21 protein-coding genes are annotated in these 23012 nt (G+C 36.6%); 18 read left to right on the top strand and 3 right to left on the bottom strand.

The features are described 5' to 3' along the window. Nucleotides 1-195: 195 nt before the first annotated feature. From BUB90_RS02395 to BUB90_RS02340, 12 genes are all read left to right on the top strand, one after another. Nucleotides 196-1395, top strand: coding sequence for a galactose ABC transporter substrate-binding protein (locus tag BUB90_RS02395; protein WP_073282341.1), 1200 nt, complete (start codon nt 196-198; stop codon nt 1393-1395). 108 nt (nt 1396-1503) lie between these two features. Beyond that, nucleotides 1504-3003, top strand: a complete 1500-nt coding sequence (locus tag BUB90_RS02390) for a sugar ABC transporter ATP-binding protein (protein WP_073282339.1) — start codon at nt 1504-1506, stop codon at nt 3001-3003. 115 nt (nt 3004-3118) lie between these two features. Continuing rightward, nucleotides 3119-4189, top strand: coding sequence for a galactose/methyl galactoside ABC transporter permease MglC (locus BUB90_RS02385; RefSeq protein WP_073282590.1), 1071 nt, complete (start codon nt 3119-3121; stop codon nt 4187-4189). An 82-nt stretch (nt 4190-4271) separates the two neighbouring features. Continuing rightward, complete coding sequence (locus BUB90_RS02380) at nt 4272-4559, top strand: hypothetical protein (protein WP_084139032.1); 288 nt, start codon at nt 4272-4274, stop codon at nt 4557-4559. Between the two features lie 182 nt (nt 4560-4741). Further along, nucleotides 4742-6448, top strand: a complete 1707-nt coding sequence (locus tag BUB90_RS02375; RefSeq protein ID WP_242952462.1) for a methyl-accepting chemotaxis protein — start codon at nt 4742-4744, stop codon at nt 6446-6448. Nucleotides 6449-6584: 136 nt separating this feature from the next. Continuing rightward, on the top strand, nt 6585-7688 hold the full coding sequence (locus BUB90_RS02370) for an alpha/beta hydrolase family protein (protein WP_073282335.1): 1104 nt from the start codon (nt 6585-6587) through the stop codon (nt 7686-7688). A 394-nt stretch (nt 7689-8082) separates the two neighbouring features. Continuing rightward, a complete protein-coding gene (locus tag BUB90_RS02365) occupies nt 8083-10734 on the top strand; it encodes a translation factor GTPase family protein (RefSeq protein ID WP_073282333.1) in 2652 nt (883 codons plus the stop codon). Nucleotides 10735-10913: 179 nt separating this feature from the next. Beyond that, nucleotides 10914-11219 carry a hypothetical protein gene (locus BUB90_RS02360; RefSeq protein ID WP_073282331.1) on the top strand — a complete coding sequence of 102 codons (306 nt, stop codon included), beginning with the start codon at nt 10914-10916 and terminating at the stop codon, nt 11217-11219. A gap of 155 nt (nt 11220-11374) precedes the next feature. Then, nucleotides 11375-12352 (top strand): metal ABC transporter substrate-binding protein, encoded by a 978-nt coding sequence (locus BUB90_RS02355; RefSeq protein ID WP_073282585.1) that lies wholly within the window; start codon nt 11375-11377, stop codon nt 12350-12352. Then, the gene (locus tag BUB90_RS02350) at nt 12353-13063 is read left to right on the top strand and encodes a metal ABC transporter ATP-binding protein (protein ID WP_073282329.1); all 711 of its coding nucleotides are present in this window, start codon (nt 12353-12355) and stop codon (nt 13061-13063) included. Then, on the top strand, nt 13060-13878 hold the full coding sequence (locus BUB90_RS02345; RefSeq protein ID WP_073282326.1) for a metal ABC transporter permease: 819 nt from the start codon (nt 13060-13062) through the stop codon (nt 13876-13878). Before BUB90_RS02350 ends, BUB90_RS02345 begins: the two co-directional genes overlap by 4 nt. A gap of 10 nt (nt 13879-13888) precedes the next feature. Then, nucleotides 13889-14620, top strand: a complete 732-nt coding sequence (locus BUB90_RS02340; RefSeq protein ID WP_139241682.1) for a TIGR03943 family putative permease subunit — start codon at nt 13889-13891, stop codon at nt 14618-14620. Here BUB90_RS02340 and BUB90_RS02335 read toward each other — a convergent pair. Further along, nucleotides 14617-15753: a 4-hydroxybutyrate dehydrogenase gene (locus BUB90_RS02335; RefSeq protein ID WP_073282322.1), complete on the bottom strand. Its 1137-nt coding sequence runs from the start codon at nt 15751-15753 to the stop codon at nt 14617-14619. The genes BUB90_RS02340 and BUB90_RS02335 overlap by 4 nt on opposite strands. Before the next feature lie 87 nt (nt 15754-15840). Next, nucleotides 15841-17193: an aspartate aminotransferase family protein gene (locus tag BUB90_RS02330; protein ID WP_073282320.1), complete on the bottom strand. Its 1353-nt coding sequence runs from the start codon at nt 17191-17193 to the stop codon at nt 15841-15843. A 182-nt stretch (nt 17194-17375) separates the two neighbouring features. Between BUB90_RS02330 and BUB90_RS02325 the strand changes: the two genes are divergently transcribed. Continuing rightward, nucleotides 17376-18545: a PucR family transcriptional regulator gene (locus BUB90_RS02325; RefSeq protein ID WP_073282318.1), complete on the top strand. Its 1170-nt coding sequence runs from the start codon at nt 17376-17378 to the stop codon at nt 18543-18545. A gap of 135 nt (nt 18546-18680) precedes the next feature. On the opposite strand, the gene BUB90_RS02320 is transcribed toward BUB90_RS02325, so the two are convergent. Beyond that, nucleotides 18681-19061 (bottom strand): metal-dependent transcriptional regulator, encoded by a 381-nt coding sequence (locus BUB90_RS02320; RefSeq protein WP_073282315.1) that lies wholly within the window; start codon nt 19059-19061, stop codon nt 18681-18683. A gap of 255 nt (nt 19062-19316) precedes the next feature. Between BUB90_RS02320 and BUB90_RS02315 the strand changes: the two genes are divergently transcribed. From BUB90_RS02315 to BUB90_RS02295, 5 genes are all read left to right on the top strand, one after another. Next, the gene (locus BUB90_RS02315) at nt 19317-19526 is read left to right on the top strand and encodes a FeoA family protein (RefSeq protein WP_073282583.1); all 210 of its coding nucleotides are present in this window, start codon (nt 19317-19319) and stop codon (nt 19524-19526) included. Nucleotides 19527-19567: 41 nt separating this feature from the next. Beyond that, the gene (locus BUB90_RS02310; RefSeq protein ID WP_073282313.1) at nt 19568-19792 is read left to right on the top strand and encodes a FeoA family protein; all 225 of its coding nucleotides are present in this window, start codon (nt 19568-19570) and stop codon (nt 19790-19792) included. Nucleotides 19793-19825: 33 nt separating this feature from the next. Continuing rightward, on the top strand, nt 19826-21991 hold the full coding sequence (gene feoB / locus BUB90_RS02305; RefSeq protein ID WP_073282311.1) for a ferrous iron transport protein B: 2166 nt from the start codon (nt 19826-19828) through the stop codon (nt 21989-21991). A gap of 77 nt (nt 21992-22068) precedes the next feature. Next, nucleotides 22069-22206 (top strand): FeoB-associated Cys-rich membrane protein, encoded by a 138-nt coding sequence (locus BUB90_RS02300; protein ID WP_073282309.1) that lies wholly within the window; start codon nt 22069-22071, stop codon nt 22204-22206. A gap of 117 nt (nt 22207-22323) precedes the next feature. Further along, a complete protein-coding gene (locus BUB90_RS02295) occupies nt 22324-22800 on the top strand; it encodes a Fur family transcriptional regulator (RefSeq protein ID WP_073282307.1) in 477 nt (158 codons plus the stop codon). The last annotated feature ends 212 nt before the right edge of the window (nt 22801-23012 follow it).

Genomic DNA, 23012 nt, shown 5'->3' with positions numbered 1-23012 from the left:
TACATAATCACATGGAGTTAAAAAATGTAATATGATATCCTTACAGTACAAAGATAATAACTGATCAGTTACATTTTCTTTTAGGAAGAGGAGGATAGTGTGAAAGATAAATCTTTCACACGGCGATTGGGTGCCAAAAGTCAACAAGTTGACTTGCACAAAGTCGCCATACTTTAGAAAGGTTATGGTGATTATATGAAAAAGAGATTTTTAGCAACAATGTTATGTCTTACAATGGCGGTTACATTATTTACTGGTTGTAGTAGTTCTAAAAACAATACTCCAAAAAACAATTCAACCAAGGAAACAAGTACAGATTCATCAAAAGCAGATAATGAGGCAGAGAATGTAGTAGACACAGCAGGTGATAAAGCAGACTTGTCAGATGCCAACGTAGCAGTTTTCTATTATACATATTCTGATACTTACATTGCTTCTGTTCGTACTGCACTTGACAAACAACTAGATTCCCTAGGTGTTACATATCAGGATTATGATTCAAACAGTAACCAAACGACACAGAATGAACAAATTGATACAGCAATCAGTACTGGAGCTACATTACTTATTGTAAACATTGTTACATCAGGATCCGTTGATGCATCACAAGCAATTGTAGATAAAGCATCAGCAGCAGGTATTCCAATTATTTTCTTTAACCGTGCAGTGGAAGGTGACGCAGAAGAAGGAACGGTACTTGGAAGCTATGACAAATGTGCCTTTGTAGGAACAGATGCTCCAGAAGCTGGTCATATGCAAGGAACTATGATTGGTGAATATGTTGTTAAAAACTTTGATTCAATTGACTTAAATGGTGATGGAAAAATCAGCTATGCAATGTTTATGGGACAACTCGGTAACGTAGAAGCAATCTATCGTACACAATATGGTGTAGAAGATGCGAATGCAGTATTAAAGGCAAATAATCTCCCAGAATTAGAATATTTTGATTCTTCAAACTCGGATCGCTACCAAGTTGACCAAGATGGTACATGGAGTGCAACAGCAGCAAACAACTATATGACAACAAACCTTTCACAATTTAATGAAGAAAATGGTAATATGATTGAACTTGTTATCTGTAACAACGACGGTATGGCAGAAGGAGCAATCTCTGCTTTAAATGTTAAAGGATATAATCTTGGTGACGGAACTAGTAAAACAATTCCTGTATTCGGAGTAGATGCTACAGATGCAGCAAAACAATTAATCGCAGATGGTAAGATGACTGGTACGATTAAACAAGATGCAGAAGGTATGGCAGACTGTATCGCATTCTTAACTCAAAATGCAGCTGGTGGTAAGAACGTAATGGATGGAACAGATTCTTATAACATCTCAGCAAATGTTAGTAACAAGATCTATATTCCATATGCAACGTATACTGGAGAATAAGTAACAGAGTAATGTAATTAACAACATAGGGCGACCATTAAGAGATGGTGGTCGCCTTCTCTTACTATTCAGGGAAAAGTAATAAGATAAAAAGATGGGAGGCAGACCATGGAGAAGGACGTATTGTTGCAAATGACAGACATCTGTAAGACGTTCCCGGGTGTCAAAGCCTTGGATACTGTTTCGTTAACAGTGAAAAGAGGAACCGTTCATGCATTAATGGGAGAAAATGGAGCAGGAAAATCTACATTAATGAAATGTTTATTCGGAATATATGGGAAAGATAGTGGAACAATCGAACTCGAAGGTAAAGAAATTAACTTTAAGAATTCAAAGGAAGCTTTGGAAAATGGTGTAGCTATGGTGCACCAAGAATTAAATCAGGCACTAAAACGTAATGTAATGGATAATATCTGGTTAGGACGTTACCCTAAGCGAGCTGGATTAATGGTAGATGAGAGAAAAATCTACAATGATACGAAGAAGATATTTGAAGAACTTGGAATCGATGTTGATCCAAGAAAAATCATGAGTACTATGCCAGTATCACAACGACAAATGGTAGAGATAGCAAAGGCTGTTTCATTTAATTCGAAAATAATTGTATTTGATGAACCTACTTCCTCACTAACTGAAGAAGAGGTAGAACATTTATTTCAGATTATAAATATGTTACGTGACAAAGGTTGTGGAATTATCTACATATCTCATAAGATGGCGGAAATATTAAAAATATCCGATGAAGTAACGATTATGCGTGACGGAACTTATGTAGCAACAAAACCTGCTAAGGATCTTACAATCGATGAAATTATTAAGCTTATGGTTGGTAGAGAACTGAATAATCAATTCCCACCAAAGACAAATGAACCTGGTGAAATCGCGCTCGAGGTAAATAATCTAACGGGACAGTATTCCTTATTAAACGATGTATCCTTCTCTGTTAGAAAAGGTGAAATCATCGGGTTAGCAGGACTTGATGGAAGTGGTCGTACAGAGTGTCTTGAGAATATATTCGGTATCGCAACTAGGAAGTCAGGAACTATTAAATTGGACGGAAAAGAAGTCCTTAATAGAAATTCAAGAGAAGCTATAAAGAATGGATTTGCAATGTTAACAGAAGAAAGACGTTCAACTGGCATCTTCGGAATTCTAAGTATCAGAGAGAATACGGTTATATCTAGCTTGAAAAAGCATAAGAAACATCATCTATATCTGAGTGAGAAATCAATGATGAAAGATACAAAGTGGTCGATTGATGCAATGCGTACGAAGACGCCACGTCAAGAGACGAAGATTAAGACCCTGTCAGGAGGTAACCAACAAAAGGTTATCTTAGGAAGATGGTTGTTAACGGATCCAGAGGTATTATTATTAGATGAGCCTACTCGTGGCATTGATGTTGGTGCCAAATATGAGATTTATCAATTAATATTAGATTTGGCTAATAGAGGGAAAATAGTTATCATGGTTTCATCAGAAATGCCAGAGCTCCTTGGTGTGTGTGATAGAATTCTTGTTATGTCAGGTGGACGATTGGCTGGTGAAGTCGATGCTACTGATACAACACAAGAAGAAATTATGGCTCTAGCAGCTAAGTATGTATAAGAAGGAACGGGTTGAAAGAATAAAAAATCTTATGAAAGGAGCCATGCATTGCTTGCTTTCAACCTATTTGTTTTAGCAGTATCACAAGAAAATTGTGATATGCATGGGTGTAAAAATGAATATGGTTTCCAACGTAAAACAAGGCTTTGTTAATTATAAGGAACTGGATAAGAAAGATAAATTCAATTTTTGGAAGGAGGCTTTAATTAATAATGCGCTATATATACTCCTTATCATTGCTGTAATTTATACATACACGCAGAATCAACGTTTCTTAACAGTAAACTCAATTGTTAATATCGTTTCGTTATCAGCAGCGAATATTCCGATTGCATGTGGTATAGCAGGTTGTATCGTATTAACGGGTACTGACTTATCGGCAGGTCGTATTGTTGGCTTAACAGCATGTATCTCCGCTTCGTTGCTGCAATCTGCAACTTATGCAACGAAAATGTTCCCTAATTTACCAGTTCTACCAATTCCATTAGTAATTCTTATAGTTATTATTGTCGGTGGTATTATTGGTTGGGTCAATGGTTTCTTTGTTGCAAAGTTTCAACTGCATCCATTCATCGTAACATTAGCGACGCAGTTAATCGTATACGGTCTATTATTAATGTACATCATGATTAATGGAAACAATGGTCAACCACTTTCCGGTCTAGATAAATCATTCAAAACATTTGTAACAGGTAGTGTGGTTTCCTTATTCGGAGTTCCGATTCCAAACTATGTATGGTATGCGTGCATTGTTGTAGCAATCATGTGGTTTATCTGGAACAAGACGACCTTTGGTAAGAATATGTTTGCAGTTGGATCGAACCCAGAGGCAGCCAATGTATCTGGTGTAAACGTAATGAAAACAACAATTATGGTACACACACTTGCTGGTTGTATGTATGGAATTACAGGATTTATTGAGTCTGCTCGTATAGGCTCAAACCAAGCTAACACTGGACTTAACTATGAATGTGATGCCATTGCAGCTTGTGTTATTGGTGGTGTTTCCTTCGTAGGTGGTACTGGTAAGATTCGAGGCGTTGTATTAGGAGTATTCTTACTTCGTATCATCTTCGTTGCATTGAATTTCTTATCCATCAACCAGAACACACAATATATAATCAAAGGTTTAATTATCTTAATTGCTTGTGCAATTGATATGAGAAAATATCTAGTTCGTAAATAATAAGCAGCGAGAGTACCGTTTATGGCTAGGAAGGACGTAGTCATAAATAATCACAGTAATTGAAAGAATGGGGGAATGTATCATGAAGGATAAAAGAAGAATTGCTATCTATTCTATGGCAGGAGTATATCTGATATTCTTAGCAGTTAGTATGTTTAAAAACCGATTAAATAGTGCCGGAAATGAATATACGTTTTTGATGATTTTTATAATAGCATTTGGTGTAATTGGAGTTGGAGCAATCGGCTATGGTTTTTATGCAACATTAAAACAAGCGAAAGAGATGAAAAATTCCCCTATTATTGAAACGTATGAAGAAGATTTGAATACAAGTACTGAAAAAATGTCAGAGGATAACGATGATATATAGGAATATAAGATAAACATAAGAGTAACATAAAAGAAGCATTGGATAAGAGTTTATTAATGAAAAATATAACTACATAGAGAAAAACATCTAAGGATAACCATTAAAAATGCTTAAGCATTCGTCAAGGATTTTAACGGTTATCCTTTTAGAATGTAAAAGGAGAGCTTAAGGGGGAAAGGAGCATGCTTACAATTATGTTTAAGAAGATGAGGATAAAAAAGCGGCTTACAAGTTCTTATATCTTGATTTCTGCAATTACAAGCATAGCAGGTATATTAGGGTGTATTACAATGATAGTAATAACAAATCAATATGCATATGCATTGAAAAATTATGGCTTTTCACAAGGTGATATAGGAAAAGCTTTAATTACTTTTGCTGATTGTAGAAGTGCTACTCGTTCTATTATTGGTTATACAGATAAAGATGTAGTTGCAGAAGCATTAGCTACTCATGATAAGAATAAAGAAAGTTTTAATACATATATAAAGGAGTTAGAAGAAATCTTAACTACGGATGAAGAAACAATCCTTTATGATAGAATTAAAAAAGAACTTACAAACTACTGGGTTACAGAGTATGACATTCTAAAGCTTGGGAATTCATCAGATGAATCTAGAAGCATAGAGGCACAAAAGAGAGCTGTAGAGGAACTAGATCCTATATATGAACAAGTACATACGGATATGTCAGAATTCATGGATATATATATAGAACGTGGTAATAAACTAGAGATGATATTAGAGATATTAAAGATTGTTCTTATAATAGTTATAATAATAGTCATTGTATTATCGTTTGTAATTGCTGTTAAGTTGGGAGATCGCATTGCAGCGGGGATAGCAAAACCTTTGGGAGAATTATCGGAACGCTTAAAAACATTTGCGGGAGGGGAACTATCTTCACCCTTCCCAGAAGTGGATTCAAAAGATGAAGTAGCAGAAATTGTAGAAGAGGCAAAGAGTATGGCTATGAATCTAAATCTTATTATCAAAGATGCAGAACGATTGCTTGGAGAGATGGCAAATGGGAATTATGCGGGGCATTCAACGATGGAAGAATGTTACGTGGGAAGTTTTATTACATTAAAGGAAGCGATGAATCAATTAAACGTTCAAATGAATGAAACTCTACATCTTATTGATGATGCAGCAAACCAGGTGTCGTCTGGTTCAGGAAATTTAGCAGATGCCGCCTTAAGTCTATCAGTAGGTGCATCAAACCAAGCGAAGTCTGTGGAGGAAATTCAAGTATCCATAGCAGATCTATCAGAAGGAGTTCAAAAGACTGCAAAGAATGTAGAACTTTCATATAATCAGGCAAAGCAGTATGCAAAGGAAGCAGATCATAGTCGTTTAGAAATGGAATTCATGGTTAAGGCGATGGAGCGAATTGATGAAACTTCTCACAAGATTGAGAATATTATTTCGGAAATTGAAGATATCGCAGAAGAAACGAATTTACTTTCGTTGAATGCAGCAATTGAGGCGGCAAGAGCAGGAGAAGAAGGAAAAGCTTTTGCAGTTGTTGCACAGCAAATACGAAGATTAGCAGAGCAGAGTGCCCAGTCTGCGGTTGTTACTAGAAAGTTAATTGAAGGGTCAATTCAAGAAATCAAAGAAGGAAATTTGGTTGCTAAGAAGGCAGCAATGTCTATTCATTCCGTGGTTACAGGAATAAAGGTGATTGAAGAAACTTCAAAGGAATTAAGTGTCATCTCTATGAAACAAGCGGATTCCATGAAACAAACGAAAACAAGAATCAAGCTGATTTCTGAAGTAATACAATCAAATTCTGCAACAGCTGGGGAGACATCAGCTACCAGTGAAGAATTGTCTGCACAGGCAATATCCATGACGGAATTGGTTAATCGGTTTCAGTTAAAATAATATATCAATGAGTATGATTAGACCTTAATAGAATCGATGCTAGGTTCTGTTAGGTCTTTTTTCTGTTATATTATAGAAAAATATTGTATACTTGTTCTAGTTATTAAAATTTATAGAATGAATGGGGAGTTAAATTGTGAGAACAATAATCTTAGGAATTAGTTGTTTATTAGAAATAATATTCATTGTATTTTGTATATCGAATAAGTCAAATCATACACCTGCAGGATATTGCTGTATATTGGGAGGAGTAGCGTTACTTGTTGCTACAGTTATTCTTATGCTTTTTCCTAAATATGAACTACCAAAACCTACTGGAGAATATGTAGTAGGAACCTTCACTACAACTTATGTAGATAAAAACCGTTTAGAAACGTATTCAAATCAAAAGGAGAATCGTTGGCTTAACGTGAAGTTCTGGTATCCAGAAGAAATGGATAAGGAGAATTATGGTGAATCACCTTTGATTGTGTTCTCTCATGGTACGTTTGGTGTGAAAGAAAGCAATGTGGCATTATATGAGGAATTAGCAAGCCATGGATATGTGGTTTGCGCCATCGACCATACATATCAATGTTTTAAAACGAAAGATAAGAAGGGAAAGAAGATACCAATGTCTTCCTCATTTCGTTCTGAAACAATGAAGGAGAATGCTAAGAAGAATAAAGAACAAAGCTATGAGTACTACCAAAAATGGATGTCTGTACGTACAGGAGATATGAATTTTGTCATTGATACGATTCTATCCAATGCAAAGATAGATGAAGGTGAATATGTATATCAACTAGTTGATCCATCAGCAATCGGTGTAATGGGACACTCTATGGGAGGTTCTGCAGCAGCAGGGGTAGGACGGGATCGAGAGGATGTGAAAGCCGTAGTTGTTCTAGAAGCACCTTACATGTGTGATATTATTGGGGTGAAAGACAATACTTTCCTATGGAAGGAGGAGCCATATCCAGTTCCCGTATTGAATGTATATAGCGATAGTTCCTGGAAGAATCTAAGCAAATGGACTCAGTATGAAGAAAACTATAAGATGTTATCGGATGATAGAGTCGTAGAAGAACATATCTATATACAAGGCGCTGGGCATATGACACTAACAGATTTGGCGTATTCATGCCCACCGCTTACCTTGGTATTCGGACAAGATATAACTCTTAATGTTGATAAAACTGTAAGAAAGCTGAATTCGTCAATCTTACAATTCTTTGATCGCTATCTAAAAAATGACTAATTACATATAGTGAATCACGTCTCCAACGTTGTTTGTGACCTTTTGATACTGAATCCTATCATTTCATATACTCAATTCTTGGTTTCCGAAGCAGATTATGTTAGAATAGAATTAATAATAAACTCAAACTTCGTACTTGAAGATTGCGAAGAGTAGTTAACTGCCATATTCAGCGAAAACCCCGCTCTCGCTTAGCTTTCACACGTAGTCAGTACAGTGCTGACGTGTTCAGATAGTTTTTCTTATGAATATAGCAATTCCCCACTTTAATTGAAGTTTTTTATGTACGAAGTTTGAGTAATATATAATAAAATTACGATATCGGAATGATCAATAGAGCCTACTACGTAGTTAGATACTATGTCGGCCTAAAAAAGAAGAAGTGAGAATATAGATGAAGAAATTAACAATAGGAATTTTAGCACATGTTGACGCTGGTAAAACTACTTTATCAGAGAGCATGTTGTATATGAGTGGAAGCATACGAAAACTTGGACGGGTGGATAATGGTAATGCTTTCTTGGATACATTTACCCTAGAGAGGGCAAGGGGAATCACAATCTTTTCAAAGCAAGCGGTACTCAACCTGAAAGAGACCAAAATCACACTACTTGATACTCCAGGGCATGTGGATTTCTCAGCAGAGATGGAGAGAACGCTTCAAGTATTAGATTATGCAATCCTAGTAATCAGCGGTGCAGATGGTGTTCAGGGTCATACAAGAACCTTGTGGAAATTATTAGACAAATATAAGGTTCCTGTGTTTCTTTTTGTGAATAAGATGGATCAAGCGGGAACGAATAAGGGAAAAGTAATCGAAGAGTTAAGGCATGTGTTAGATGATGGCTGTATTGAGTTTGGAGATATAGGGGCAGAAGAATTCTTTGAGAATATAGCAATGTGTGATGAAACATTGTTAGAACAATATATGGAATCTGGAAGTATCGCATTAGACAAGATAAGAGAAATGATCCAAAAGAGAAAGGTATTCCCTTGTTTCTTTGGTGCTGCCCTAAAGTTAGAGGGTGTAGAAGAATTAATGAATGGACTTGAAAAATATACGTTAGCTCCAATCTATCCGACAGAATTTGGTGCAAAGATATATAAAATTGCAAGAGATGAACAAGGCAATCGACTTACGTATATGAAAATTACTGGTGGTTGCCTGAAAGTAAAAGATGTATTAACCAGTAAACAAGAAAAAGTAAATCAGATTCGGATCTATTCTGGAGTGAAGTATGAAACGGTGGCTGAAGTTAACGCAGGTACAATCTGTGCAGTAACGGGACTAACAGATACACATCCGGGAGAAGGGCTTGGTGTGGAAGAGGCGTCTATGGCACCGATTCTAGCACCCGTACTAACCTATCAAGTTAGGTTACCAGAGGGATGCGATGCCAGTTCCATGTTACCGAAATTACGTCAACTAGAAGAAGAGGAACCAGAACTTCATATTGTCTGGGATGAGAATCTACAAGAGATTCAAGCAGGGATCATGGGTGAGGTACAGATCGAGATATTACGTAGTTTAATTGCAGAACGATTTGGAGTGCACGTAGAATTTGGAACAGGTAATATCGTTTATAAGGAAACCATAACAGATGTCGTGGAGGGGGTTGGACATTTTGAACCGTTAAAACATTATGCAGAAGTGCATCTTCTCTTAGAACCCGGTGAACCAGGATCTGGACTACAGTTTGGTGTAAATTGTTGTGAAGATGATTTGGACCGAAATTGGCAGCGTCTTGTTCTAACCCATCTAGAGGAGAAGGAACACCTGGGTGTTTTGACAGGTTCGGGTATTACAGATATGAAGATAACCTTAGTGGGAGGTCGTGCCCATCAAAAACATACAGAAGGTGGCGATTTCAGACAAGCAACATACCGCGCAGTTAGACAGGGGTTAAAACAAGCTAATTCGATAGTATTAGAGCCATATTATGAATTCCAGTTAGAAGTTCCAGAGAAAGTAATTGGTAGGGCCATGACGGATATTGAGAAGATGTATGGAACATTTGAGATAACAGAAACAAAGGAAGGTATGGCAACCCTAGTAGGTAGTGCGCCTGTTGTTACTATGCGTGATTATCAAAGGGAAGTGATTGCTTATACAGGTGGTCATGGGAGGCTATATTGTGACCTAAAAGGATATGAGCCGTGCCACAATGAAAACGAGGTAATTGAAACGCTTGGTTATGATGCAGAGAAAGATCTAGAGAATCCAACGGGTTCTGTATTCTGTTCACATGGAGCAGGATTTGTTGTAAGCTGGGATGAAGTAAAAGATTATATGCATGTGGAAAGTTATCTAGATGCATTAAGAAAGAATACAGGCAATGTAGATAAGGAACGTAAGGTACAGACCTCCTATCAAGAGAGGTGGATTGACACGGATGAGATCGATCACATTCTTAATCGTACTTTCTATGCAAACAGTGGGGGAAGGGTCAACTATTATAAAGGTAATTCCAGTAAGAAGACAGAGAGTAATGCTTCACCAGTTGTACGAACCTATAAGAAGGCTGAGGTTTTAGAGGAGTATCTATTGGTGGATGGATATAATATAATCTATGCGTGGGAGGAACTGAATGCGCTTGCTCAGACAAACATGGACAGTGCGAGAGGAAAGTTACAAGATATCTTATGTAACTACCAAGCGATTAAGAAATGTAATCTTATCGTAGTTTATGATGCTTACCGCGTACAGGGACATATGACGGAGATTATGGATTATCATAATATTCATATTGTCTTTACAAAGGAGGCAGAAACTGCAGATCAATATATCGAGAGATTCTCTCATGAGAACAAGCGTAAATATAACATTACAGTAGCGACTTCTGATGGAGTGGAACAGGTGATTATACGAGGGCAAGGTTGTAGATTGTTGTCAGCAAGAGAATTAGAGGAAGATGTAAAGCGTGTGAATGAAAGCATTCGTGAGATTTATCTAGAGACAATGCCAACAAAGCAAAATCGCTTATTTGATGCAATCTCTTTAGAAACAGCAGATCATATTAAAAAAATCATGGAGGAAAATCCTTAAAACTATCATCCTTTGAGGCCGAGGGTGAAGTAGCAATAATAGCAGTGGATAAAATAATATACTTGACTTATGTTTAAACATAGTCTAAAATGAAAACCAATTTCAAATTCAATTAAGTCTTACGGTAATACAACAGTGTACCGTACTAGCACAAAATAATATAAAGGGGCCTCAGTAATATGGATTATAAATTAATGATGAAAAGATATATTACTATTCTGATTGCTTTTAGTGTTACCTTTGTATTATTCTATTTTGTAACTTTTACTGCAACGCATGAGTTTCACGATTGTACAGGAGCTGATTGTACAATCTGTCATGAACTTCAATTGATGAATCAGATTGAAAAATTATTGCAGGGGATGTTAACAACAATTGTATTTGGAATTGTTCTATTGATTGTCAAACGTATACATATTGACGATTCTTATGGTTATATTCTAAAACGAAATCCCATTGATGATAAGGTAAGAATGGACGATTGAAATCACACAGTACACGGAAAAAGATGGTATCTAAAGACCGTCTTATTGTTGTGCTCTTTTTTATCTATAGTGCTATTATAGCAAAAACCATGGTAATTAGATAAGGCTCATTATTGCCTGTTTTACTTGGTAATATAGAAGGGAAATGTGTGATTATGAAAAGAAAATTAAATAAATATTTTATATTTGGTATAGTTATGCTTCTTGCTATGCTTACTTTAAGTGCATGCAAAGATAAAAACAAAGGTAAGGAAAATAAAGCAGATGAAGATAAAGTAAATGTGGTAGCAACCATCTTTCCTGAGTATGACTTTTTAAGGCAGATTGCTGGTGATCATATTAATCTTACTATGTTATTAAAACCGGGGGCGGAAAGTCACAGTTTTGAACCAACGCCAAAAGACATAAAAAACATAGAACATGCCAATCTATTCGTCTATGTTGGAGGTGATTCGGATTCTTGGGTAGAGTCTATTCTGGAATCCATTGATACAACAGATACCAAGATTGTTACGTTAATGGATTGTGTTGATTTAGTGGAAGAGGAAACTGTTGAAGGAATGACATCAGAAGCAGAAGAAGCTGGAGATGGTGAGGAAGAAGTTGAATATGATGAACATGTTTGGACTTCTCCTAAGAATGCAATTGTAATTGTACAGAAGTTATGTGATGCTTTATGTGAAATCGATCCGGCTAATAAAGAGGACTATATACGCAATACCAATGACTATACTAAGAAACTAGAGAATCTTGACCAAGAATTCAAAGAGGTAGTTGATACTGCAAAAAGAAAGGAAATTATAGTGGGAGATCGATTCCCATTCCGTTACCTGGTTGAAGAGTATGGACTGACTTATTATGCAGCATTCCCAGGTTGCTCAACCGATACGGAGGCTAATGCCGCTACAATTGCTTTCTTAACAGATAAAGTCAAAGAAGATGCAATACCAGTTGTCTTCCACATTGAATTGTCCAATGGAAAGATATGCGACTCTATCTGCGAAGAGACAGGTGCAAAAAGTGAGCAGCTAAATGCCGTACACAATGTAACCAAGGAAGACTTTGAAGCAGGGATTACGTATCTTGACAGGATGGAACATAACGTCCATGTTCTTAAGGAGGCATTGAATTAAATGAGTGTATTAACTTGTAAGGATGTCTCTTTTTCATATGAGGGAAAGGAAGTATTAACTCGTGTGAATTTCGAATTAAATCAAGGAGAATATCTCTGCATTCTGGGAGAAAACGGATCGGGTAAAAGTACACTTATGAAAGGAATCTTAAATCTAAAGAAGCCATCAGCCGGGCAGATTCAAACGGGAGATGGACTTAGTCAGACCGAAATAGGATACCTACCACAGCAAACACAGATTCAAAGAGATTTTCCTGCTAGCGTAATGGAAGTAGTATTGTCGGGACGTTTGAATCAGTGTGGTAAACGCCCGTTTTACAACAGAGAAGATCGCAAGATAGCTCTTCAGAAGTTGAAACAACTGGGGATTCTTCCGCTAAAGGGAAAATGCTATCGAGAACTATCAGGAGGACAGCAACAGAGAGTTTTGTTAGCTAGGGCTCTATGTGCAACTAAAAAAATGTTGTTGCTTGATGAACCTGTTGCGGGATTAGATCCAATAATGACAGTAGAATTGTATAATATCGTTAAAGAGCTAAACCAAAAAGATAACATTACTGTAATTATGGTATCACATGATGTACAGCTTGCTACGGCACATGCAACTCATATCTTACAATTAGGTAATTCACAGTTGTTTTTTGGAACAATGGGTGAATATATGAATACCGAACTTGGAGTACGCTTTATGACAGGAGGGGAAAGAAAATGATACAAAATATCATGGATATGTTTTCTTATTCTTTTATGATAAGAGCATTGATTGTAGGTATTTTAGTTTCTCTTTGTTCTGCGCTATTAGGAACAAGTCTTGTACTAAAAAGGTATTCTATGATTGGAGATGGATTATCCCATGTTGGTTTTGCTGCACTTGCCATAGCTTATGTGTCTAATCTTACTCCACTTGCAATAGCCATACCGATTTGTGTACTGGCGGCATTTTTACTACTGCGTATGAATGAAAGTAATAAGATAAAAGGGGATGCTGCAACAGCACTAATGTGTAGTGGAGCGTTGGCAGTTGGTGTAATGACAGTCTCCTTAACGACGGGTATGAACACAGATGTATGCAATTACATGTTTGGCAGTATTCTTGCTATGAGTAAATCCGATGTACGGATATCCATTGGATTATCAATTGTAGTCTTGATTTTGTATATACTATTCTATCCAAGAATATTCGCAGTGACCTTTGATGAAACTTTCGCTAAGGCGACTGGTACAAAGAGTGATTTTTATAATATGATTATCGCATTATTAACGGCCATCACAGTAGTTCTAGGAATGCGCATGATGGGAACGTTGTTAATATCAAGCCTTTTAGTATTCCCTTCCTTAAGTGCAATGCGTATCTGTAAAACATTTAAGTCAGTAACTATTGTAGCAGTAATTATCTCTGTTATATGCTTTTGCGTGGGGGTATATATATCGTACCAATATTCTGCACCAACAGGATCAAGCATTGTTATCGTGAATATGGTGGTCTTTTTAATATGCTTGGTATATGAGAAACGAAAAGAAAGGTAATGGAATAACTATGAGTAAAAATAAAGCTTTTATGTTGGTTTGTCTTTTCGTTCTGGTTTTGACATTGAGCGGTTGTAAGAATCAAAGTCAAGGAAAAGGTGCACATAGCAAGACAAGTATATGGAATAATGACAAGGGCAATCAAAGTCTGACAAAGAATGATGTTAATCAGGCAGATGGTACCTTATATGAAGAGCAGGAGGAAAACAGTGATGCGTATTACAATGAAGAGAGTAACAAAGAAAACCCACAGGAGGAAGGAGCAAAAGAGAACGTACCGAGTACAGATTTAACATATGAACCCAAATATGATAATGCCGTAACGAAAAACAAATCCATCTACGATTGTGATATCAAAGCAGATCAGGAGAGCTTTAATGGAGAAGTGGATATTGTTGTTGGTGATACTATGTATTCCACTCAAATTAATGACTGGTATATGAATTTTGAACAATATGAGGGAAAAGTTGTTGAAATAGAAGGATACTATATTAATGATTTTGCTCCCTATGATTTTATTGGCAGGTATGGACCTGATTGTCCATACTGCCAGGGAGGATATGTTTCTTTTGAATTTGTAACAAACGAAGATTTATCTAGTTTTGTATCAGTAAAAGATTGGATAAAGGTCACTGGTGTCCTTCGAGAAGGATTTGATAAGGAATTTGGCCCGTTTTATTATATCGAGGTCCTTCAATTAGAGAAGATGTCTAAGGTAGGAAAAGATACAGTTACAAACTAGTGGTTTCGATATAAGGTATTAAAAAGGTTATCATATATGGAATAAATCATGTCATCTCTTAATGGAACATAACAGTTCGCCATTAGTCGATTTTGTTTCGTCATAACATTCTCTGTAAAGGAAAGTAAGTCGCTTTGTGAAACACCATATTCACAAAGTGGCTTTTTTTCTATTAATAGGGAGAGCAAATCATCTAGCTCTGAATAAACCTCACTTGGTGAACAATCTATAGTGTCAGCGATGATTTCATTTAGCTTAGCAATATCACCGTCTGGAGATAGTTCTTGGTATTTTTTAAAGACCTCACTAAACATTATATAATTCGCTTCCCCATGTGGAACATGATAGTTTGCACCGAAGGGATAGCTCATAGCATGGACTGCTCCAGTTCCAGCATTACCAAAGGCGATTCCAGCATAGGTACTCGCAATGAGGAATGAATGGAGTAACGGAATACGAGTCCCTGGTCCCACCTTCTTGATTTGCATGTATCCAGAAAGAATCAACTTTGTGGCTTCGACAGAGTACAGTCTAGAAAAATCAGTGGCTTTAGGCGAAAGATATGATTCTAAGGCATGGATTAAGGCGTCAATGGAGCTTGTTGCGAAGACAGAGAAAGGAAGTTCTTCTAACAATTCAGGAATTAGAATTGTAGCATCAGGGTATAAAGCATCATGTGCTAAACCAAGCTTAGTTTGACGGGATATCAGCTCCAAAATCGAGATATTAGTAACTTCACTGCCAGTTCCGCAGGTGGTAGGGATAGCGATGAATTCTTTATCTTTAATAGGTTGAATCTTATGGTCGAATAAGTCAAGCACGGGTGAGAACGTCTTAAGACAGAATAATTTAGCTGTATCAAGAATGGTACCACCACCGATTGCTATGACACGTTTGTATGGTAGGTCTTTGATTTCTTGGTAAATCTGTTCCACCATCTCATCCGTTGGTTCACCACTACCATAATCACCACGAAATAGTATGGTTGCATCACGTGTGTGACCTTTGAAATACTTTGAGTAAATAGTATTACTAATAAAAAGCAGATCGTCTTTATCAAAGTCGAAGTTTTGAAAGAAGGATGAGCAAGTTGGATATTCAGTAATCGTTGGGGTTAATTTAAATGTATTCATAAAATAATAGAATCTCCTTCTTAGTTCGTTTAGGGATCGATATGGAATGAAATGCCTGAGGAGTCTTGTTCCATAGATAACAATCCATTACATACAAGTAACAATTGCTTCTTCAAAGATCACAAAACCAGCTTCCAATTGCTCATCTGTAATAACAAGTGGTGCTAAGAAACGTATTACATTACAGTAGACACCTGCGTTCTCAATTAGTAAACCATGATTTGCAGCATAGCTAATAATTGCGTTTACCAATTCGGTTGCAGGCTCTTTGGTTGTCTTATCCTTCACAAATTCGATACCAATCATAGCGCCAAGTCCACGGACATCGCCAATAATGTGGTATTTTTTTTGCCATTCATGAAAGCGCTCCATACATGTCGCACCAATCTCACAAGAACGTTCCACAAGATGTTCTTCCTTAATAACATTAAGTACCGCCAGACCAGCAGCGCAAGCTAGTGCATTACCACCGTAAGTACCACCAACAATTCCAGGTTTCACACTGTCCATAAGCTCTGTGCGAGCAATAACTGCACTTAAAGGAACACCTCCTGCGATTGATTTGGCGGTGGCAATCATATCAGGCTCGCAGCCAGCATCTTTCCAGTATTCTGAAGCGAAGATTTTACCAGTTCTGCAAAATCCGGTTTGTACTTCATCGGCTATTAGAACTATACCATTATCGTCACATATTTTACGAACCGCTTTAACCCATTCAATGGGGGCAGGAATGAATCCACCTTCTCCTTGTAGAGGTTCCATAACAATAGCAGCCACATATTCAGTAGGGGAAGCTTCCTCAAAGGTTTTATAAAGAGCGTTAGTATAATATTCAATTGCTTCTGTTTCCGACATATTACTAGGTGCGCGATATAGATAAGGATATTCAGCGCGATATACACCGTCAGGGAACGGACCCATACCCATAGAATATGCCTTCTTGGAAGTCATTGTCATCGTTAAAAGAGTTCTTCCATGAAATGCACCTGAGAAGACAATGATATTGGGACGACTTGTATAGGCTTTGGCAATCTTTACCGCATTCTCATCGGCTTCGGCACCACTGTTGGCAAACATCACTTTGTTAGAAGTACCTCGGGTGGGGGCAGTAGCAGCAAGTTTTTCGGCTAATTCGACATAACCTTCATGAGTTACGATATTGATCATACCGTGAAAGAAGTTCTCGGATTGTGCTTTCACAGCAGCAACTAGTTTTGGGTGGCAGTGACCAACGTTAAGTACGCCAACACCACCAATCCAGTCTAAGAAGAGATTCCCGTCCACGTCTTCAATCATGGCTCCTGCGGCTTGTTTCATAACACAAGGATAGGTGCAACGGATTCCATTTGGTACTGCATCTTTACGACGATTCATAATCTCAGCGGCTTTTGGTCCTGGTAACGTATTGGTTATAATCTTAGGTAATGCATTCTTTAACATATTGATTCCTCCTAGTTTGATTTACTATGTAAAGTTGATATTGAGATAGCTGGATATACTTGACAAGAAACAGATTTCTCTATATTGTGGATATATTAGCACAAGAAATGGTGGGATACAATGAACGAATAGCCTGAATATAACCATTGTAATTGTGCTGCCAACACGAATGGAGGGAAATTATGATATTGAGTTTATTAATGCATACCGTAGCGAAAAAATACAACGTATTGACCTGTAGGAATACGGATAATTATGATCCCATTATATCGTGGGTTCATTACGTGGAAGATGCGAACACGATTGATTTTATTCGAGGCAAGGAATTGATTATAACTACAGGGATGGGGATTAAGGAAACAAAGGATTTAATTAGAATGATTCAATCGCTGATTAAATCCAATGCTTCTGCATTAATAATTAATATAGGTAAATACATAAAAAAAGTCCCAGATGAAGTTATTACTTTATGTGAAGAGAATAGGTTCCCATTATTTACTATGCCATGGGAAGTTCATCTAGTGGATATCATGCAAGAATGTTGTAATCTGATATTGAAGGAGCGTCAAGAACAAGAAAATATAAGCAATATCTTATATGAATGTATCTTGAGCAAGAAGAATCCAGATTCCGAGATATTAGACCATAATGGGTATCAGCCAGATGCTAGTTCAACGGTAGTTCAAATTGAGATGAAGAGTTCTAGTCAAGATTACGAATCAAATATAACGAATCTTAGCAATTACGAATGGATACGACTGATAGGATATGAGTGGGGAGGTAGAGAACGAAGTGTCTCGGTTATAAAACAAGAGAAGACATTATATGTAATCTATCAAGCTTCTAGCCAGGAGGACGCATATGAATATGCACAATTATTATATAAGAAGGTATGTGATCTTGGGTATAGAAATTGTATCGTTGGTGTTAGTGCCAGTAACTCTTTAACTACTGGATTTCAAAGCTTGTTAGAACAGGCAGCAGAAGCAGCCCAGTTAGCTAAAGTGCAAGGAAAGTCCTTAGTATATTATGAAGAAATGGGAATCTATAAAGTACTTTTTCAAGTAAGGGATCGAAACGTACTTGTAGACTTAATAAAGGAGCAATTAGAAAGAATACTAGATTATGACCAACAACATGGAACAGATTATGTTACTACCTTAGAAACATATCTTAAATGTGATCGAAGTATACAGTCAGTTTCAGAAAAGAGTTATACACATAGGAATACAGTGAATTATAGAATAAAGAAAATAAAAGAAATCATGGATTATGATTTTAGTGATGCAGAGAAGAATTTTTTATTGTTACTTAGCCTATATAGTAGAGCGATTGTAATAGAAAAGGTGTAACTTTATAATGCTATTCAGCAACCATAAGAAAGATTTGTAATCCTGTTAATTAGCACCAAATTGAATATATTTTATTCAATTTGGTGCATTAAGTTCTGAAAAAACTAGGTTCTGAATAGCTACTTTATTTTAATATTATTGAGTCTTTAATATATTAGCATTTACAAACTCTTTGATTGCATTAAAACTTTGTTTACTTAATACATGCTCCATCTTACAAGCGTCTTCGGAAGCTATTTCTTTGTCTACTCCCAAAGCTTCAAGCCAACCAGATAGTATATCATGTCTTTCATAAATCATCTCAGCAATTTCTTTGCCTGCATCTGTTAGATAGATGAAGCCCGCATCCGTTACTGTAATGTAGTTATTTTCACGAAGATTTTTCATAGCTACACTAACACTGGATTTTTTGAAGCCAAGTTCTGTGGCAATATCGACCGAACGAACGACAGGAAGTATTTCGCTTAATCTAAGTATGGTTTCTAAATAATTTTCAGCTGATTCGTTAATGTGCATTGTTAACCTCCCATAATATCTTACTTCCTAAGTTTTATAGCGACTACATAGTACTTATAAAACTTTAGTTAGTATATCATAGAATCCTAAGATATGCAACGAGTGTATACACTCAATATTTTCAGAAACCTTTCAAAATCTTTACAAAAAGTTATTGACATCGAATATCAGTTAGAGTATACTAACCATATAAATGTAAATGAAAATCATTATCAAAATCTAATGTTGATTAATTTGAAGAAAGAAGATGAGAGTATGCCATTAACAATGATCGAACCTGGTGAAGAAAAAGTAATTAAAAAAGTTGGAGGAAAAGAAGAGACGAAGAGGTTTTTAGAAAGTCTCGGATTTGTAATGGGCGGAATGGTAACGATAATATCTAAGATACAAGGCAACGTTATTGTGAATGTGAAAGATTCAAGAGTTGCAATTGGCGAAGATATGGCTAGAAAAATATTAGTTTAACAAACGTGATTTACATAACAGATAGGGAGAGGATTTGAAGTATGAAAACATTGAATGAAATTCCTAGTGGGAAAACAGTAATAGTTAAAAAGCTTACAGGAGAGGGCCCTGTGAAGAGAAGAATTATGGATATGGGAATTACAAAAAGTGTTGAGATATTCGTAAGAAAGGTTGCGCCATTAGGTGATCCGATGGAATTAACGGTAAGAGGATATGAGCTATCTCTAAGAAAAGCAGATGCGCAGATGATTGAAGTAGAAGAATAAGAGAAGCTGAATAAGAAAAGAGGAGTGAATACAATGGCGATTAAGATTGCGTTAGCAGGAAATCCTAACTGCGGTAAAACAACATTATTCAATGCGTTAACTGGTTCGAACCAATTCGTAGGAAACTGGCCTGGTGTAACTGTTGAGAAGAAGGAAGGTAAGCTCAAGAAAGCATACCTTGTAAATCAAGGAGAAGATGTTACGATTATGGATCTTCCAGGAATCTATTCCTTATCTCCATATACATTAGAAGAAGTAGTAGCTAGAAATTATCTTATTGATGAAAGACCAGATGTTATTCTAAACATCATTGATGGTACTAACTTAGAGAGAAATCTATATCTAACGACACAATTAATAGAGTTAGGAATACCAACAATCATAGCTGTTAACATGATGGATGTAGTGGAGAAGAATGGCGATCGTATACATATCGACAAGTTAAGCAAGGAATTAGGTTGTGAGGTTACTACGATTTCAGCACTAAAAGGAACTGGTATTGAAGAAGCAGCTAAGAAAGCTGTAAAGCTAGCAGATAAATTAAGTAGCAAAAAGAAAGCAGCGCAAGTCTTTTCAGATGAAGTGGAGGCTGTTTTAGTAGAGATAGAAGAAAAATTAGCTTTAGAAGTTGAAGAAAGTCAAAGAAGATTTTTTGCAATCAAATTACTGGAAAAAGATGAAAAGATTAATACCAAGTTAAAAGTGGTTCCTGATATTTCAGCAGAGATTGCAAAGATTGAAGAAGAACTGGATGATGATACAGAGAGTATTATAACGAATGATCGATATGTATTTATCTCTTCTATTATTAAAGATTGTTGTACGAAGAGAAATCACAAGAAATTAACAACATCTGATAAGATTGATCATATTGTTACCAATCGATTCCTTGCCCTACCTATATTTGCTGCAATTATGTTCCTTGTGTATTATGTGTCTGTTACTACCGTAGGAACCTGGGCTACTGACTGGGCCAATGATGGTGTGTTTGGAGAAGGATGGAGTTTCTTTGGATTACATGTTCCAGGTATTCCTGTCATATTAGAGTCTGCATTACAAGCAATTGGGTGTGCAGATTGGTTACAAGGTTTAATACTTGACGGTATCGTTGGTGGTGTTGGTGCAGTATTAGGTTTCGTACCACAGATGTTAATTCTATTCGCATTCCTAGCTTTCTTAGAGGCTTGTGGATATATGGCAAGGGTTGCATTCATCATGGACCGTATCTTTAGAAAATTCGGATTATCCGGAAAATCTTTCATTCCTATGCTAATTGGTAGCGGTTGTGGCGTTCCAGGAATTATGGCATCAAGGACAATAGAAAGTGACCGCGACCGTAAGATGACAATTATGACAACAACTTTTATTCCATGTGGAGCGAAGTTACCGATTATTGCTTTAATTGCAGGTGCTTTATTTGATGGAGCTTGGTGGGTTGCACCAAGTGCTTATCTTGTTGGTATTGCAGCAATAATCTGTTCAGGAATTATACTTAAGAAAACCAAATTATTTGCTGGAGATCCAGCACCATTTGTTATGGAATTACCAGCTTATCATATGCCGACTGTTAGTAACATTCTAAGAAGCATGTGGGAGAGAGGTTGGTCCTTTATTAAGAAGGCAGGAACCATTATCTTACTATCTACAATCATAGTTTGGTTCGCAACATATTTTGGCTTCGTTGATGGAAAGTTTAGAATGTTAGATGATCTAGAGATTGATCACAGTATACTTGCAGCAATTGGTGGCGCAATTAAAGGTATCTTTGCTCCTCTTGGTTGGGGTAACTGGAAAGCAACTGTTGCAGCTATCACAGGACTTATAGCCAAAGAAAATGTTGTTGGAACCTTTGGTGTATTATATGGATTTGCGGAAGTGGCAGAAGATGGAAACGAAATCTGGGGCACACTTGCTTCAAGTATGACAACCGTAGCAGCATATTCCTTCTTAGTATTTAACTTATTGTGTGCACCTTGTTTTGCAGCAATGGGTGCGATTAAAAGAGAGATGAACAATGCAAAATGGTTCTGGTTTGCAATTGGATATCAAACTGGTTTGGCTTATCTTGCTTCTCTTTGTATCTATCAAATTGGAACACTAATTACAACTGGTGTATTTGGAATTGGAACAGTTGTAGCATTTGCGATAATCGCTGCATTCATTTTCTTGTTAGTAAGACCTAGTAAAAAGAGAGCATAATTTGAGGTAACGGTGTTTCTTCAAACATTGCTTTAAGCAATGAACAAATTCTTTTGATTAGAAAGGGGAATGTAACAATGGGTACTATTATTGTTGGTGGAATTCTTGTCGGCATCGTAACATTAATTATTAAGCACATGCTTAAGGAAAAGAAAAAAGGTAAATCAATGGTATGCGGTGGAGATTGTAAGCACTGTGGGGGACATTGTTCGTAATTCAGTTGTTTGTCTCCCGCGATAGAAACTAGATAAGGCTGAAAAACCATGTTTTTCAACCAGAGATTTGTGTTATACACAAGATCTCCAGACTTAGCAAAGGAGATGTTTATATATATGGCAACACAACAATGTACATGTAGTAATAAAGATTCGCTGGATAGAAGAAGCTATCATAGATCAAAGATGCAGAAAGAACGCATCATTGAAAAGTTAAAGGAAAGTGGCTGTAGAATTACCAAACAACGATTGCTAATATTAGATATAATATTAGGGCAAGAGTGCTCTTGTTGTAAGGAAATCTATTATCAAGCCTCCAAAATTGATCAAAATATCGGTAAAGCCACTATTTATAGGATGGTTAATACCCTAGAAGAGATTGGAGCTATTAATAGAAGTAACATGTATAAAGTATTGTATTCAGGTGAAAGCAACGATGACAGTCAATATACGGTTACTTTGGACGATGGTGCAATACATCATGTGTCAGCAAAGAAATGGAATGACATAATTCTAGCGGGACTCACAAGTTTTGGATATGTTAATGGACAACAGATTACATCTGTAAGAATTGATAGTAATAAGTTTAATTAGGGGTTTGAGTGTCAAAAGCCAATTTTAAATTTGGTCTTGTCAATTTGCACAAATTTATGTATGAACATGTTATGCCAAACGTAGTTCACTCGCAACACGCTCTCGCTTGGATGAAGTTCGTAGTGGTACATAAGGCTCTAAAATACAGAGCCTAAATACCAACGACTTCATACAGCTGCTCATCGAACTACGTTCGACATAACATAATTCAA

The organism is Anaerosporobacter mobilis DSM 15930, from assembly GCF_900142955.1.
GTDB lineage: Bacteria > Bacillota > Clostridia > Lachnospirales > Lachnospiraceae > Anaerosporobacter > Anaerosporobacter mobilis.
The sequence above is the reverse complement of the archived record's forward strand: the minus strand, read 5'-3'. Positions and strand labels throughout refer to the sequence as shown.